The 15,626-nt window shown below is 40.0% G+C and carries 15 protein-coding genes and 2 riboswitches; of the genes, 12 read left to right on the forward strand and 3 right to left on the reverse strand.

Going from position 1 to position 15,626, the window contains the following annotated elements:
• Positions 1-92 precede the first annotated feature (92 nt).
• Positions 93-290 (reverse strand): cold-shock protein, encoded by a 198-nt coding sequence (locus ACOEN1_RS07240; RefSeq protein ID WP_422486053.1) that lies wholly within the window; start codon positions 288-290, stop codon positions 93-95.
• 313 nt (positions 291-603) lie between these two features.
• Here ACOEN1_RS07240 and ACOEN1_RS07245 point away from each other — a divergent pair, with 313 nt between their 5' ends.
• From ACOEN1_RS07245 to ACOEN1_RS07300, 12 genes are all read left to right on the forward strand, one after another.
• On the forward strand, positions 604-1,608 hold the full coding sequence (locus ACOEN1_RS07245; RefSeq protein ID WP_422486055.1) for a hypothetical protein: 1,005 nt from the start codon (positions 604-606) through the stop codon (positions 1,606-1,608).
• An 18-nt stretch (positions 1,609-1,626) separates the two neighbouring features.
• Positions 1,627-2,277 carry a class I SAM-dependent methyltransferase gene (locus tag ACOEN1_RS07250; RefSeq protein WP_422486057.1) on the forward strand — a complete coding sequence of 217 codons (651 nt, stop codon included), beginning with the start codon at positions 1,627-1,629 and terminating at the stop codon, positions 2,275-2,277.
• Positions 2,278-2,431: 154 nt separating this feature from the next.
• Positions 2,432-2,533, forward strand: a riboswitch (purine riboswitch).
• A gap of 150 nt (positions 2,534-2,683) precedes the next feature.
• Complete coding sequence (locus tag ACOEN1_RS07255; RefSeq protein WP_422486058.1) at positions 2,684-3,985, forward strand: NCS2 family permease; 1,302 nt, start codon at positions 2,684-2,686, stop codon at positions 3,983-3,985.
• 11 nt (positions 3,986-3,996) lie between these two features.
• On the forward strand, positions 3,997-4,680 hold the full coding sequence (locus ACOEN1_RS07260; protein ID WP_422486060.1) for a phosphoribosylaminoimidazolesuccinocarboxamide synthase: 684 nt from the start codon (positions 3,997-3,999) through the stop codon (positions 4,678-4,680).
• A riboswitch (purine riboswitch) is annotated at positions 4,667-4,766 on the forward strand. (Overlaps the previous gene by 14 nt.)
• A gap of 163 nt (positions 4,767-4,929) precedes the next feature.
• A complete protein-coding gene (purE, locus tag ACOEN1_RS07265) occupies positions 4,930-5,409 on the forward strand; it encodes a 5-(carboxyamino)imidazole ribonucleotide mutase (protein ID WP_422486062.1) in 480 nt (159 codons plus the stop codon).
• Positions 5,410-5,423: 14 nt separating this feature from the next.
• On the forward strand, positions 5,424-6,770 hold the full coding sequence (purF, locus tag ACOEN1_RS07270) for an amidophosphoribosyltransferase (protein ID WP_422486064.1): 1,347 nt from the start codon (positions 5,424-5,426) through the stop codon (positions 6,768-6,770).
• Between the two features lie 22 nt (positions 6,771-6,792).
• A complete protein-coding gene (gene purM, locus ACOEN1_RS07275) occupies positions 6,793-7,827 on the forward strand; it encodes a phosphoribosylformylglycinamidine cyclo-ligase (RefSeq protein ID WP_422486066.1) in 1,035 nt (344 codons plus the stop codon).
• Positions 7,815-8,444: a phosphoribosylglycinamide formyltransferase gene (purN, locus tag ACOEN1_RS07280; protein WP_422486068.1), complete on the forward strand. Its 630-nt coding sequence runs from the start codon at positions 7,815-7,817 to the stop codon at positions 8,442-8,444. The genes purM and purN overlap by 13 nt, the downstream gene beginning before the upstream one ends.
• Positions 8,425-9,957, forward strand: a complete 1,533-nt coding sequence (purH, locus tag ACOEN1_RS07285) for a bifunctional phosphoribosylaminoimidazolecarboxamide formyltransferase/IMP cyclohydrolase (protein ID WP_422486070.1) — start codon at positions 8,425-8,427, stop codon at positions 9,955-9,957. Before purN ends, purH begins: the two co-directional genes overlap by 20 nt.
• An 11-nt stretch (positions 9,958-9,968) precedes the next feature.
• Entirely contained in the window at positions 9,969-11,222 is a 1,254-nt protein-coding gene (purD, locus tag ACOEN1_RS07290; RefSeq protein ID WP_422486073.1) for a phosphoribosylamine--glycine ligase, read from the forward strand.
• 174 nt (positions 11,223-11,396) lie between these two features.
• Positions 11,397-13,067, forward strand: coding sequence for a formate--tetrahydrofolate ligase (locus ACOEN1_RS07295; RefSeq protein ID WP_422486075.1), 1,671 nt, complete (start codon positions 11,397-11,399; stop codon positions 13,065-13,067).
• Positions 13,068-13,166: 99 nt separating this feature from the next.
• Positions 13,167-13,472 carry a YerC/YecD family TrpR-related protein gene (locus ACOEN1_RS07300; RefSeq protein ID WP_422486077.1) on the forward strand — a complete coding sequence of 102 codons (306 nt, stop codon included), beginning with the start codon at positions 13,167-13,169 and terminating at the stop codon, positions 13,470-13,472.
• A 39-nt stretch (positions 13,473-13,511) separates the two neighbouring features.
• Here ACOEN1_RS07300 and ACOEN1_RS07305 read toward each other — a convergent pair whose 3' ends face one another.
• Together ACOEN1_RS07305 and ACOEN1_RS07310 are read right to left on the reverse strand one after the other, a co-directional pair.
• On the reverse strand, positions 13,512-14,321 hold the full coding sequence (locus tag ACOEN1_RS07305) for a glycerophosphodiester phosphodiesterase family protein (RefSeq protein WP_422486079.1): 810 nt from the start codon (positions 14,319-14,321) through the stop codon (positions 13,512-13,514).
• Between the two features lie 11 nt (positions 14,322-14,332).
• Positions 14,333-15,616, reverse strand: a complete 1,284-nt coding sequence (locus ACOEN1_RS07310; protein WP_422486081.1) for an MFS transporter — start codon at positions 15,614-15,616, stop codon at positions 14,333-14,335.
• Positions 15,617-15,626 lie beyond the last annotated feature (10 nt).

Below are 15,626 nucleotides of genomic sequence, written 5' to 3' on the forward strand. Positions count from 1 at the left end.
TTAAAAAGCCCAGAATCTTACGGGTTCTCTTCATTTTTTGTTTGTGAGGGTAAAATCGGTCATTTCCCGATTACCCCATTAATATTCGTTAATTATAGACTAACGATATTTTCTGCTTGAAGTCCTTTTTGACCTTCTACTACGTCAAACTCTACTTCTTGTCCTTCTTCAAGTGTTTTGAATCCGTCTTTTTGAATCTGTGAAAAGTGTGCGAAAACATCTTTTCCGTCTTGTCCTGTGATAAATCCAAATCCTTTTTCTGCGTTAAACCATTTTACTGTACCTTGCATAAATGCACCTCCGAAATTTTTTTGTTGAATCTTAGTAAATAACTAACTAATAAAATTTCGTTACAGGTGTACCAAAGGTACTGCCGCTTGGAAATATCTATTGTGTTGCTATTACTCTAAATTCAAGTTCTACATAAGACTAACACAGGATGCAGAATAATGCAAGTTTTATTTTTTAAAAAAATAGATATGAAGGATTCAAGCGGGTCTAAAAACTATATAAAGTAGTTAAGTTTACTAAGAGGCTTTAATCTGATAAAATGTAAGAAGAGAGATTTATATTAATGACGGATTATGTGTAAGGAGGAGCCATATGAGCATTGCTGAGATAGTAAATCGTTACGGAAAGGATTATTCACCATATCAGGGTAATCTGGTTAATCACCTACCTATGGGACAGCTTGCCTATTACAAGTTGACAGGGGATTTAAGTGGAACTGAAGAATTTTCCGATAGATATATAAAGAGGGCCTCCATTGATCCTATAAAAGAGGATATCCAAAAGACAGATGATATCTGGAAATGCGTAGAGAACAGAGATGGATATGAAGCGTGTCTGGAGCTTGTCAAGGAAGAATTGACTCTGGAAAACTGGAAGGAATATACCTTCATGGTTCTGGACAAGCTTAAATTTGGAATGTCCTCAGGCTTGTTCCACACTTTGATCAGAACTGCATATGCTGTTGAGGGTCTTCATGAGGATGAGGATTACATCCATGAGCTAAGAAGAGCCATTGCATATTATATAACAGGATATAAGGGAGCAGGGGCATTTGAGGTGTCACTGGAGGGAGACAGAATTATCCATGAGATGGAAAACCTCCTTAACAATCCCAATATTAAGAGATTGCTCCAAGATGAAGAAACCATGGGCAAGAAATTAAAGGCATTGTATTCAAATCCAATGTATATAAAACTTGGTTTCATTATAGAAGGGGAGCCTGAAGAAAAAATAGATGCTCTTCTTAATCTTCTTATTCCTGCATATAGGGATACTGATAGCATAGTTGTTCTTCACTGTATAACGGGTCTGCATGCCTTGGTAGTGCTTAAGGAATTCTTTGAGGACTTCTCTTTTGCATTGGACATAATGACCACATGCATTATTTCTCACCTTCTGACAGTTGAAGAGCTGAGTGTATCGGAAGAAGAGATTCAACCAGTTGAGGAATCATGGGAAAAAATTATAAATATGGCTTCAAAGTCCAGTGATGTTCATACAATAAAGCTTGCATACACAGCCAGTGAAATGGATAGGATGTTCAATAAGCCTGAACTTAGAGCAATTGCAAAAAGAAGAGTTGACAAGACAAATTAGAACAGATGGAGAAGATAGATGGGTAATGAATGTAAAATATGCGGCCATGAGACAGAAGAGTTTAATCATGAAAAGTTTCATATGATATTTCACCAGTGCAACAACTGTGAGTTCATCTGGAAGGACTCTTCCGTTCATGTAAGTCGAGAAGATGAGTTCAAAGTATATGAGAATCACAACAATTCAATCCTAGATGAGAGATACGTAAATTACTTCAAGGATTTTATCAATGCCAGCATAGTGCCCTTTGCAGGAGAAGGCAGGGAAGGCCTGGATTTCGGGAGTGGGCCAGAACCTGTATTGTCAATGATAATGGAAAGAGACTATGGATATGAAATGGATATCTACGATAAATTCTATTCAACCAAGAAGATTTATATTGGTAAAAACTATGATTTGATTACATCAACTGAGGTAGTTGAGCATATGGATGATCCGCTGGAGTATTTTAGATTGTTTAGGAAGCTACTTAGAGATGATGGCATTATTGCGATAATGACACTTTTTCATCCTGTTGAAAGGGAAAAATTCGCGGATTGGTTTTATATAAGAGACCAGAGTCACATATCTTTCTTCACTCCAAGAACCATGGAGGTTATTGCAAGGGAAGTTGGTCTTGAGTTTTTTTATACAAATAATCATAGATATTCAACATTTAAAATAAAATAAATTTAAACAATAAAATTTGTAATTTTCTCAAACCATTGGAAATCAAAGGATTTTGATTTTGTGTGGTTGTTTAAATGGCTAAATGAAGACGTTCAAATGGGGAATATGTTTTATATTATTTGGTTGACACAAAGGAATCAAACTGTTAAACTCATAGTGTGAATTAAATATGGCTCATATAGGTCCCATAATACGGTTGGGATGTTTCTAGTTGGTGACCGAGAATCACTGCACTATGAGCGAAAGTGTACCTAGGGTTCCGTGAGATTTTCTCAGCAGGTCCGAGCGGTACAGGTACAGGATTGTATCACACCGAAGGGATAAAAGCCCAGGCGGGTAGGTTTCGCTAGACCTACCCACCTGGGCTATATTTTTTCCGCGAAAAAAATTTAAGGAGGAACTTTCGTTGGAAAAGTTTTTTAAGCTCAAAGAGAACAACACAAATGTAAAGACAGAAATTCTAGCAGGTATTACAACATTTATGACAATGGCTTACATCCTGGCAGTAAACCCTGGAATGCTATCAGCTACAGGAATGGATGCAGGTGGAGTATTTACTGCAACCACGGTATCAGCAATAGTTGCTACACTTATCATGGCACTTTATGCCAAGTATCCATTTGCTCTTGCATCAGGAATGGGTCTTAATGCATTCTTTGCATTTACAATTGTACTTGGACCCATGGGTAAAACATGGCAGTTTGCATTAACTGCAGTACTGATCGAAGGACTAATCTTTATATTGTTATCGGTTTTAAAGGCAAGAGAAGCAATATTTGACTCAATACCATTGAACATTAAGCACGCAGTATCAGTAGGAATAGGTCTTTTCATAGCTTTTATCGGACTTAGCGGTGCTGGAATTGTGCAGACAGGTCAAGGAACAATAGTTGCCCTTGGGGAACTGACTTCAGGTCCTGCAGCAGTAGCAATAATTGGAATAATAATAACAGGATATCTTTTATCAAGAAGAATAAGCGGCGCAATACTAATCGGTATTATCGCAACCGCAATAATAGGGATCCCTATGGGAGTTACAATTATTCCAGAGGGATTTAGCATTGTAAGTCTTCCACCATCGGTTGCGGATATAGCATTCAAGTTTGTGGGCTTTGAGGAAATTTTCTCACTTGAAATGCTGGTAGTTGTATTTACTTTCCTTTTTGTTGATATCTTTGACACTGTAGGAACTCTTGCAGGAGTATCCTCAAAAGCAGGCATGCTTGATGAAAAGGGAAGATTGCCAAGAGTAGGCAAGGCACTTATGGCAGATGCAGTTGGAACAATCGTGGGTGCATGTCTGGGAACGAGTACCGTAACCACTTATGTGGAAAGTGCAGCTGGAGTTGCAGAGGGCGGAAGAACTGGTCTTACATCCCTTGCAACAGCTGGAATGTTTGCAATAGCACTATTCTTTGCACCACTTTTTACAATAATACCTTCAGCTGCAACAGCACCTGCACTGGTAATCGTTGGACTGTTTATGATGTCACCAATTACAAAAATCAACTTTGTTGATTACACTGAAGCAATTCCTGCTTTTCTGACAATCGTAATGATGCCATTTGCATACAGCATTGCAGATGGAATAGTATTTGGTATGGTTTCATATGTAATCCTTAAGCTTCTTACTGGACGTACAAAGGAAGTTTCAAAGATTATGTGGGTACTTGCAATATTGTTCGTTTTGAAGTTTATATTTATTTAGGAGGGAATCCAATGGAGTTAGTTTACAAGGGAAAGACCAAGGATGTCTATAAACTGAAGGATGGAAATTACATGTTGAAGTTCAAGGATGATGTAACAGGTGAAAACGGAGTATTTGATCCTGGAGCCAATACTGTCGGGCTTAGCATTGAGGGAGCCGGAAAGGCGGGTTTGAAGCTTACTACATTCTTCTTCAATAAGATGAACGAGAAAGGAATTCCTACACATTTTGTGAATTCTGACATAGAAAACAATACAATGACAGTACTACCTGCAAGCCTATTTGGCAACGGAGTAGAAGTTATCTGCAGATATAGGGCGGTTGGAAGCTTCTTGAAAAGATACGGAATGTATGCAGAAGAAGGTCAAAAGCTGGATGCATATGTTGAAGTAACACTTAAAGACGATGACAAAAATGATCCTCTTATAACTGATGAGGCACTCGAGATGCTCCATATCATGACCAAGGAAGAGTACAAGGTTCTTGTTGAACTGACCAAGGAGATTGGAGCAGTTGTAAAGGAAGAGCTTGCAAAGAAGGATCTTGAGCTTTACGATATAAAATTTGAGTTTGGCAGAGTTGGCGAAGACAATCATATTGCCCTGATTGATGAAATTTCAGGTGGAAATATGAGAGCCTTCAAGGGAAACGAGTACATCGAACCCCTTAAGCTTGAGCAACTGATGTTGAACTAATAAAACTCATATATGTCCTCTGATAAGGGGAGGACGTTTCTACCAATGACCGTAAATCATTGTCTATGAGAAAGTGTACCTAGGGTTCCGTGAGAAGTTTTCAGCTGGTCCGAGCGGTACAGATACCTTTAGGGGTATTACACCGAAGGGAGAAAAGCCCAGACGGGTAGGTTTCTGATAACCTGCCCGTCTGGGCTTTGCCATTTTGTTTTGGTATAATACTGCTAATAAAAACTGAGGAGGATTCAAATGAAAGCAAGTATAATAATGGGTAGCATTTCAGACAAGACAATTGGTGACAAGGTTACAAAGATACTTGATGAATTTGGAGTCCAATATGAGCTTAGGGTAATTTCAGCACACAGGACTCCATATGTTGCAAAGGATTTTGCAGAGAACGCTGAAGAAAACGGAACAGAAGTCATTGTTGCAATTGCAGGAAAAGCAGCGCACCTAGCAGGGGTTCTAGCGGGAATTTCACCTTTGCCTGTTATTGGTATTCCTGCAAAATCTTCAACAATGGATGGATTGGATTCCTTGCTTTCAGTTGTTCAGATGCCAAAGGGAGTACCTGTTGCAACCGTTGCAATTGATGGAGGAGAAAATGGCGGACTTCTTGCAGTACAGATGCTTTCAATAAAGTATCCGGAATTAAGAAAGAAATTCAAGGAGTACAAGGAGAAAATGGCTCAGGATACTATTGCTGCTGATCAGCAGCTTAAGGGATAATTGGGGGTTAATTGATGAGTGGTGTAGTTGGAGTATTCAGCAACTCGAATGAACATGTATCACCTTATGTCTACTATGGGCTTTATGCAATTCAGCACAGGGGACAGATCAGTTCAGGAATAGCTGTCAATAACAATGGATTTGTTGATTATGTTAAGGAGCTTGGACTTGTAAATGAAGTTTTCAACAATGAGACTATTGATAGATTAAGAGGTAATATTGCAATTGGGCATGTAAGGTATGCTGCCCACTTTGAGGCAAAGAACAAGGCCAATGCGCAGCCTTTGGTTGTTGGTTACAAAAGGGGTGCCTTGGGAATTTCACTGGACGGAAGCATTGTTAACTTCATGAAAGTCAGAGAAGAGATGGAAGATTCCGGCGCCATATTTCAAACTGATCTTGATACAGAGGTTATTGCAGCCCTTATAGCAAAATACCATAAGAACGATTTTAATCAGGCAATTGTGGATGCACTCAAGGATGTCCAGGGATCGTATGCAATGGTTGCAATGACAAACGACAGGATAGTCGCTGCAAGGGATCCACATGGTCTGAAACCTCTTTCCATTGGCAAAATCGGGAGTGACTATATTGTTGCTTCAGAAACTGTAGCATTTGATACAATAGGTGCAGAGCTTGTTAGGGATGTTGAGCCTGGTGAAATAGTGATGATAGACAAGGATGGCCTTACTACAATTCAAAGGAGTCCTGAAAAAAGAAGCATGTGCATATTCGAGCTTGTTTATCTGGCAAGGCCAGACAGCATAATAGATGATAAAAGTGTTTACATTTCGAGGTCCGAAGCAGGCAAACAGCTTTATAGGGAGTTCCCAACAGAAGCGGATATCGTTATCGGAGCCCCTGACTCGGGAATAGTAGCTGCAATAGGTTATGCTGAGGGTTCAGGAATTCCATATACAGAGGGAATAATCAAGAACAGATATGTTGGAAGAACATTTATTGAACCTACACAGGCAATTCGTGAGCAGGGCGTGAGAATAAAACTGAATGCCCTTAGGGAGAATATTAAAGGCAAGAGTCTGGTTCTTGTGGATGATTCAATAGTAAGGGGTACAACAATAAAGAGAACCGTTGCCATGTTGAGGGATGCAGGTGCCAGGGAGATACATGTAAGGATTGCATCACCTCCTGTTACTCACAGTTGTTATCTTGGAGTGGATACTCCATCAGAGGAGAACCTTATTGCCAGCCATATGGATACAGAACAAATCAGGCAAGAAATCGGTGCAGAGTCATTGTACTTCATTTCACTTGAGGGGCTGGTTAAGGCAGCAGGTGAGGAAAATGGATTCTGCAGGGGATGTTTCTCAGGAAACTATCCGGTGGAAAGGGTTGAATAGAAATTATTAGGAGGGGCTGTAAATGTCTTTGACATATAAGGATTCGGGAGTAGACAAGGAAGCTGGCTATAAAGAGGTACAGATGATAAAGAGTTTTATTAAAAAGACTCACATACCTGGAGTCCTATCTGATCTGGGAGGATTTTCAGGTCTTTTCCAATTGGACATTTCGGATATGAAGGAGCCGGTTTTGGTGTCTGGTACTGATGGCGTTGGAACAAAGCTTAAATTGGCATTTATGATGGATAGACACGACACAATCGGGGAAGACTGTGTTGCAATGTGTGCCAATGACATCCTTTGCCAGGGAGCAAAACCTTTGTTTTTCCTGGACTATATAGCAACAGGTAAACTCCTTCCCGAAAAGATGGCAAGCATAGTTGAGGGAGTTGCCAACGGATGCGTCAAGGCAGGATGTGCCCTTGTAGGAGGAGAAACTGCAGAGATGCCAGGGTTCTATCAGGATGGTGAATACGATGTGGCAGGATTTGTCGTAGGTGCTGTAGATAAAAGCAGGATTATCACTGGCAAAGACATCGGATCTGGTGATGTGATTCTGGGGCTTCCATCAAGTGGTCTTCACAGTAACGGTTTTTCGCTTGTCAGAAAAATAGTATTTGAGAAAATGGGATATTCTGTCGATACTTTTATCGATGAGCTAGATAAAACAATTGGTGAAGAGCTTATTGTACCAACCAGAATTTACAGCGAGCAGATTCTCCCATTAGTTGAAAAATTCAATATCAAGGGGCTAAGCCATATAACAGGTGGAGGTTTCCATGAAAATATTCCAAGGATTCTGCCAGAAGGATTAAAGGCAAAAGTGGATGCAAATGTAATAAAGACACCCAAAATATTTAATCTTCTCCAAGAATGGGGAGAGATTACAGATGAAGAAATGTATGGGACATTCAATATGGGCGTGGGAATGGTTCTTGTTGCAGATCCTGAAGAAGCAGAAAAAATTGCACATTATCTTGTTGAACAAAATGATGAGTTCTACGTACTTGGAGAAGTGGTTCATGGTGAAAAGGGAGTAGAGTTATGCACAAAGTAAAAATTGGAGTTCTTGTTTCAGGAGGAGGTACCAATTTACAGGCTCTTATGGATGCTTGTGAAAACGGTGAAATATCTGGAGAAGTTGTCCTCGTGATTTCAAACAGGGAGGGTGTATATGCCCTTGAAAGAGCAGAGAAGATGAACATTCGAAACAAGTATTTAGATCCAAAAAAGTTTCCTGGTGAAGCATATGACAAGGAACTGCTGAGGAATCTTAAGGAAGAAGGAGTTGAGCTTGTCGTTCTTGCTGGCTACTTAAGGGTTCTTTCACCTTTGTTTATAGAGGAGTTCAGAAACAGGATTATAAACATTCATCCATCTCTGATTCCAGATTTCTGTGGGAAGGGCTTTTACGGAGAAAGAGTTCACAAGGCAGTACTGGAATCCGGTGTAAAAAAGACCGGGGCAACTGTACATCTTGTGGATGAAGGCACAGACACCGGACCGATACTAATGCAGGAGTCTGTTCCGGTACTTATGGATGATACGGTTGAAACAATCCAGAAAAGGGTCCTGGAGGTGGAGCATAAAATTTTGGTGAAAGCTGTTGGTGACTGCTGTATCAGGATTGATAATGAAAACATTGGAGGTAACGATGAAACGAGCGTTGATTAGTGTTTACGATAAAACAGGAATAATTGAATTTGTGGAAAACCTGGTCCAGATGGACTGGGAAATAATATCCACAGGTGGGACCTACAGGCTTTTATCAGAAAATGGAATCAAGGTAAAGGAAGTGGATGAAATTACCAAGTTTCCTGAAATACTTGATGGCAGGGTAAAGACATTGAACCCCAGAATACATGGCGGGATTTTGTTTCAAAGAGATAATGAGGAACATAGAAGGGTTATTGAAGAGCTTGGAATTTTCCCGATTCATATGGTTGTAAACAACCTTTACCCCTTTGAGGAGACCGTAAAAAAAGATGGAGTCACCCTGGAAGATGCAATTGAGAACATCGATATCGGTGGACCTTCAATGATTAGGGCAGCAGCAAAGAATTTTCAGGATGTTACTGTTGTAATTGACCCGGTTGACTATAACCAGGTTCTTCTTGAGCTGAAACAAAACGGAGATACAAAACCTGAAACGAGACTTGAACTGGCAAGAAAGGTATTCAATTACACAGCCTACTACGATGCACTTATTGCAAACTATTTCAACGATCTCTGCCAGGAGACCTTCCCACAATATCTTACTTTGCCCTACAAGAAAAGAGATCAGCTGAGATATGGTGAAAATCCACATCAGAAGGCTGCCTTTTACTCTGACTACAATCAAACAGAAGGTACAATATCAGGGGCAAAACAGCTTCATGGAAAAGAACTATCCTTCAACAATATAAATGATTCAAACGGAGCAATATCAATTATCAAGGAATTTCAGGAGCCTGCTGCAATTGCTGTTAAACATGGTAATCCTTGCGGGGCAGGAATTGGCAATGATATTGTGGAAGCATTTGAAAAGGCATATGAGTCCGATACAGAATCCATATTTGGCGGGATCATAGCTCTAAACAGAGAGGTGACTCTGAAGCTTGCAGAAAGGTTGTCAAAGATATTTCTTGAAATAATCATTGCTCCTTCATTCTCAGAGGAAGCCCTTGAGTTACTTAAAGAGAAAAAAAATATTAGACTGCTTCAAATATCTGAAATTATGGACACACATTACACCAAGCCCATGGCCAAACAGGTTGAAGGTGGAATGCTCTACCAGGAAAGAAACAAGGAGCTGCTTCAGAATGATATGGAAATTGTTACTGAAAGATTTCCTGAGGAAGACGAACTGGATGATATGGTATTTGCATGGAAGATTGCCAAGCATATTTCCTCAAATGGTGTAGTAATTGTTAAGAATGGTGCAACACTTGGAATTGGTCTTGGAGAGGTCAATCGGTTTTGGGCTGTTCAAAAGGCAGTTGAAAGAGCAGGTGTAGAAGCAAAGGGAGCTGTTCTTGCTTCTGATGGCTTCTTCCCATTCAAGGATTCCATCGAGGCTCTTGCAAAGGCGGGTATAGAAGCGGTTATTCAGCCGGGAGGTTCAGTAAGGGATTCAGAGGTTGTAAAAGAAGCAGATATGAACCAGATGTCCATGGTATTTACGGGGATGAGACATTTTAGACACTAGGAGGGGATTGTATGAGGGTATTGGTAATTGGTAGCGGTGGTAGAGAGCATGCGTTGTGCTGGAAGCTGGAGCAATCTGAGAAGGTAAAGGAGCTTTACTGTGCACCTGGAAATGGTGGAACATCCCTTGTGGCTACAAATGTTTCCATTCAATCTAATGACCTGGAAAGGCTTCTTGAGTTTTCGAAGGCGAATGAAATCGACCTTGTCATAGTAGGGCCAGAGGAACCGCTGGTACTTGGTATCAAAGATATGTTTGAAGAAGAGGGAATCAACGTATTTGGTCCCGATGCATTCAGTGCAAAACTCGAAGGAAGCAAGGATTTTGCCAAGGAATTTATGATAAGGCATGGGATTCCCACTGCAAAATACAAGAGTTACACCAATTACAATGCAGCGGTTGAAGGCTTGAAAGACTTCTCCTATCCACTTGTTATAAAAGCTGATGGATTGTGCCTTGGTAAGGGAGTAGTAATATGTGAAGATAGAGAGATTGCGATTCAGACCCTTAAGGAAGTGCTTCTGGACAGAATATTTGGTGATGAAGGTCAAAAGGTAGTAATTGAGGAATTTCTGTACGGTACGGAAGCGTCACTTCTCTGCTTCGTATCACATAACAGACTGTTTCCCATGGAAAGTGCGAAGGACTACAAACAGATTTTTGAAGATGATCAAGGACCAAACACCGGTGGAGTAGGATGCTATTCTCCTAGCCCTCTTTTTACGGAAGACTTCAACGAGAAGGTTAGAAAAGATGTTCTGGGGAAAATCCAGACAGGTCTGGATAAAGATGGGCACGACTTCACAGGCATTCTTTTTATTGGTTTTATGATAACTGATGGTCAGCCGAAGGTACTTGAGTTCAATGTTAGGTTTGGAGACCCTGAGACAGAGGTTGTAATTCCAAGATTAGAGACTGACTTAGTTGATATATTTATCCACTCAATAGTGGGTGATCTTGCTTCTGAACATATGAAATGGTCTGAAGAGGCATGCATGACCGTTGTTCTTACTTCGGGAGGATATCCAGGCTATTATAAAAAAGGTCATAGAATATATGGATTGCCATATGAAAATGATGAAATAATGGTATTTCACAATGGAACAAAAAAAGATGGAGACCATTTTGCAACAAACGGAGGGAGAGTACTATCAGTTACTGCTCTCGGAAAGATGGAGGATGCAAGAAGGAAAGTATACGACGCAATAGAAGAAATCTCATTCAAAGACATGGGATACAGGCGAGACATTGGCTTATTCAGGTAGCTAGAGAATTATTTAACAATTAAAAATATTTTAAATTTGGCTCATATCTGTTATAATGGTACACAGTATGAGCTTTTTCCATTCCAAATTACAAAAAAATCCAACTATATTTTTATATCCTTAGGGGTATAAATAAAAGAGTTGGAGATACTACAATTAAGAGGAGGAATTTACTTGAAAACAGATGTTCAGATAGCACAGGAAGCAAAGATGATCCCTATAAAGGATGTAGCAGCAGACTTAGGCATTGGAGAAGATGACATAGTAAATTACGGTAAATACAAGGCAAAGATCTCTTTGGATGTGTTTGAGAAGTTCAAGGACAAGCCAGATGGGAAATTGGTACTTGTAACAGCAATCAACCCTACTCCAGCAGGAGAGGGAAAAACAACTACCAATATCGGCCTTTCAATGGGACTGAACCAAATTGGTAAAAAGACTGTAACGGCACTTAGAGAGCCTTCACTTGGACCAAGCTTCGGTATTAAAGGTGGAGCAGCTGGTGGTGGATACGCTCAGGTGGTACCTATGGAGGATATAAACCTTCACTTTACAGGAGACTTCCACGCAATCACAACAGCAAACAACCTTATTTCAGCACTTCTTGACAATCATATTCACCAAGGAAACAAGCTTGGTATCGACCCAAGAAGAATTGTATGGAAAAGAGTTATGGACATGAACGACAGAGCATTAAGAAGCGTTGTAGTAGGACTTGGTGGAAAGCCTAATGGTATGCCAAGAGAAGATGGCTTCGACATATCAGTTGCATCTGAAATCATGGCCATATTCTGTCTTGCAGAGGATCTTGAAGACCTTAAAAAGAGAGTAAGTGAAGTGATTGTAGCATACAAATTCGATGGAAGTCCAGTATATGCAAAAGACCTTAATGCTCAAGGTGCAGTTGCACTTCTATTGAGAGATGCAATTGCTCCTAACCTTGTACAAACACTTGAAAATACACCTGCATTGATCCACGGTGGACCATTTGCGAACATAGCCCATGGATGCAACTCAATGCTCGCAACTAAACTAGGGCTGAAAGTTGCTGACTACACAGTTACAGAAGCAGGATTCGGAGCTGACCTTGGAGCTGAAAAGTTCTTTGATATCAAAGCCAGATTCGGTAATCTTAAGCCAGATGCAGCTGTAATAGTTGCAACAGTAAGGGCACTTAAGCATCATGGTGGAGCTAAGAAAGATGAATTAGGAACAGAAAATCTTGATTATTTGTCAAAAGGATTTAAAAATCTTGAAAAGCACATAGAAAACGTTAAAAAATTTGGAGTTCCAGCTGTTGTTGCAGTAAACAACTTCCCAACGGACACTCAGGCAGAGCTTGATTTCGTATTGAACAAGTGTGAAGAGCTTGGAGCAACTGCCGTACTTTCAGAAGTATGGGCAAAAGGTGGAGAAGGTGGAGTAGCACTTGCCAAGAAGGTAGTGGAAGTTGTAGAAAAAGGCGAAGCCAACTTCAAGCCTCTTTATGATGTAAATGATACGATAACAGAAAAAATTGAAACTATCGCCAGAGAAGTATATGGAGCAGATGGCGTGGACTATTCAAATAAGTGCTTAAAGCAAATTGGCGAGATTGCAAGACTTGGATTTGACAAGATGCCGATCTGTATGGCTAAAACACAGTATTCACTATCAGATGATCCTTTATTGCTAGGAAGACCTGAAGGATTTAGAATAACAGTAAAAGACATTAAAGTATCAAAGGGAGCAGGATTCCTAGTAGCTCTTACAGGAGATATTATGACAATGCCTGGACTTCCAAAGGTTCCTTCAGCTGATAGTATAGACATTCTTGAGTCAGGTGAGATAGTAGGATTATTCTAGATAAAAAATTAGCTGGGTGAAAATCCCAGCTTTTTATTTACAAGTTCACTTTTATACGCTAATATATAAGTAAATTAAATCAAGATAGGAGAGGATGAAATGGACTATAATTCTAAAATCAGGAGTAAGCAGGCAGATAGCTTGTTTGAAGCCGTATTACAGCTGGAAACAATGGATGAGTGTTATCGGTTTTTTGAAGATATTTGTACAATAAAGGAAGTGCAAGCTATTGCACAAAGACTTGAAGTTGCGAAACTATTGAAGGCAAACAAGACCTATAATGAAATTGAAGAGGAAACAGGCGCTTCAACTGCAACCATCAGTCGTATCAACAGATCCTTAAACTACGGAGCAGATGGTTACAAGATTGTATTCGAAAAACTTGGATTAATTGAAAAGGAATAGTTTAAAAGGATTTCTCTGTTGAGAAATCCTTTTCCTGTTTCATTCTGGAATAAAGCTATCAAAGATTAATAGATCGAACATACCTTTATTTTTATCCAGTTCCTCTTGGGACTTCAGAGTATAGGCAGCTGTTATGGCCTTAAAGACTTTCCTGTTAATAATCAGTGATGGATTGTTTCTGTAATGGTGGTTATAGGCAATGAAGTCGGGCTTTACAAGAAAATTCAATAGAAGGTATTGAAGAGAGATGTTAAGAAGCAATCCTTTCTTTCCATCCTTCAAATGATTTGTGGACAACTGTCCCCTGATGACGGAGGGTCTATTTTTTTTGTACCAAATCATAAGGACTGGATTAAAGGACTCAACCATATAATGACCTCTATATCTGTCAAGGATAGGAGCCACAATTTCACATATGCTTGAATCTCGACCTTGATCTTTTTTTAACTCAACAATTGCAGGTACTTTGCCATCAATGACGTCCAAGACTTGATAAAGGGTAGGTATTTCTTCATTTGACTCAAACAACTGGATTTCCTGAAGTTCTTTAAAGGTCATTTCAGTTACCAGCCCATCGACACCTGATATTCTGCGAAGTTTGTTGTCATGAACGACAACTGGAATTTTATCTTTTGTCAGTCGAACATCAAATTCAACCCCGTATCCATTCTGGACAGCGCTATTGATAGCCTTAAGGGAGTTCTCAGGGGTATCAGCTTTGTTATCGAACAAACCCCTGTGCGCATAGTATCTTCCCAGGAAGGGATCAAAAATTTTTCCATCAGGATTAGCAGGCTTGATTGCATAAAGGTACAAAGCCAGCAATCCTCCTACTATTGCAATAAACATGAAATCCTCCTTTAGTCTTCAACATCAAAATTATCTAGTGAACTGCCCTTCTTTGGTGGCTTGGAATCCCCGTGTTTAACCATAAGCATGGTAAGTAGGGACGCCAGGGAGAAAAACACGGAGTATGGGAATAGTGTTCTGTATCCAACAGTTTCAAGGAAAAATCCGGACAGAATCGGTGTGAAAATCTGTGCAGACATTGAAAAAGTGTAGTAGAGACCTGTATATTTTCCGACATCAGCACTTTTACTCATTTCCACAACCATTGGATATGAGTTTACACTTATGGCAGCCCATCCAATTCCGGTTAGTGCAAATACTGCATTTATAACAGGAGAGTATTCAATAAACAAATATCCAAGAAAGTAAGATGTGCTCATAAGGGTAATCCCTGCAATTATGGTCTTTTTTCTACCAACTTTACTTGCGATAATTCCAATTGGAATGTAGCTTAGTATTGCAGCGCCTGTGGCAACCAGAAGTGCATTTGCAAAGCTTCCGCCTTGGAGTCCCCAGACCCTTCCGGCATACCTTGAAAATGCTGTAGTAACAGCATTATATGCGGTAAACCAAAGGAATATTGATGCCAGTATAAAATAAAGACTTCTTTTAACATCAGCAGGCATTTCATCGCTGCCACTGCCGTTTGTCTCTTCATCTTCAAGATCTTGAGAATCATTGAACTCCTTCATCTCTTCAGACAATCTTTTTTCCTTGATTGTCTTAACAAGAACAGTGACTGAGAAGACCATTAAGAGCGCTATGACCAGAAAAACACTGAAATAGCTTGGATTAGGCTTGTCAGGAACAAGAAGTGATATTACTGCAAGTGCAAAAATTGCACCTACTGCACCCATAAGATTTATAATTGCGTTTGCCTTACTGCGCAATGGCTTAGGTGTAAGGTCTGGCATCAAGGCAACAGCTGGTGACCTGTACGTGCTCATAAAGAGAAGTACAGCTCCAAGAGAAACAAAAAACAAGGGAAAGCTGCCAAGATTACTTGATATTGGAATCAAAAGCATAAAGGAAACAGCACCAATGGTTCCAAGAACTATAAAAGGGGTTCTTTTTCCAAAGCGTGTATCCACCCTGTCAGAAAAGGCTCCAAAAATTGGCAGCAGAAAAAGTGCCAAAAGATTATCCATAGCCATAATTGTGCCTGTAAAAGTTTCCCCGACTCCAAAGGTGTTCTGAAGAATCAAGGGAATGATATTGTCGTATAGTTGCCAGAATGAAGAAATTGATAGGAAAGCAAGACCGATAAAGAATGTTCGCCTGGTGTTCAGTTTCAAGTTAGCACCT

The organism is Gudongella sp. DL1XJH-153 (genome assembly GCF_049310905.1).
Classification (GTDB): Bacteria; Bacillota; Clostridia; order Tissierellales; family Tissierellaceae; genus Gudongella.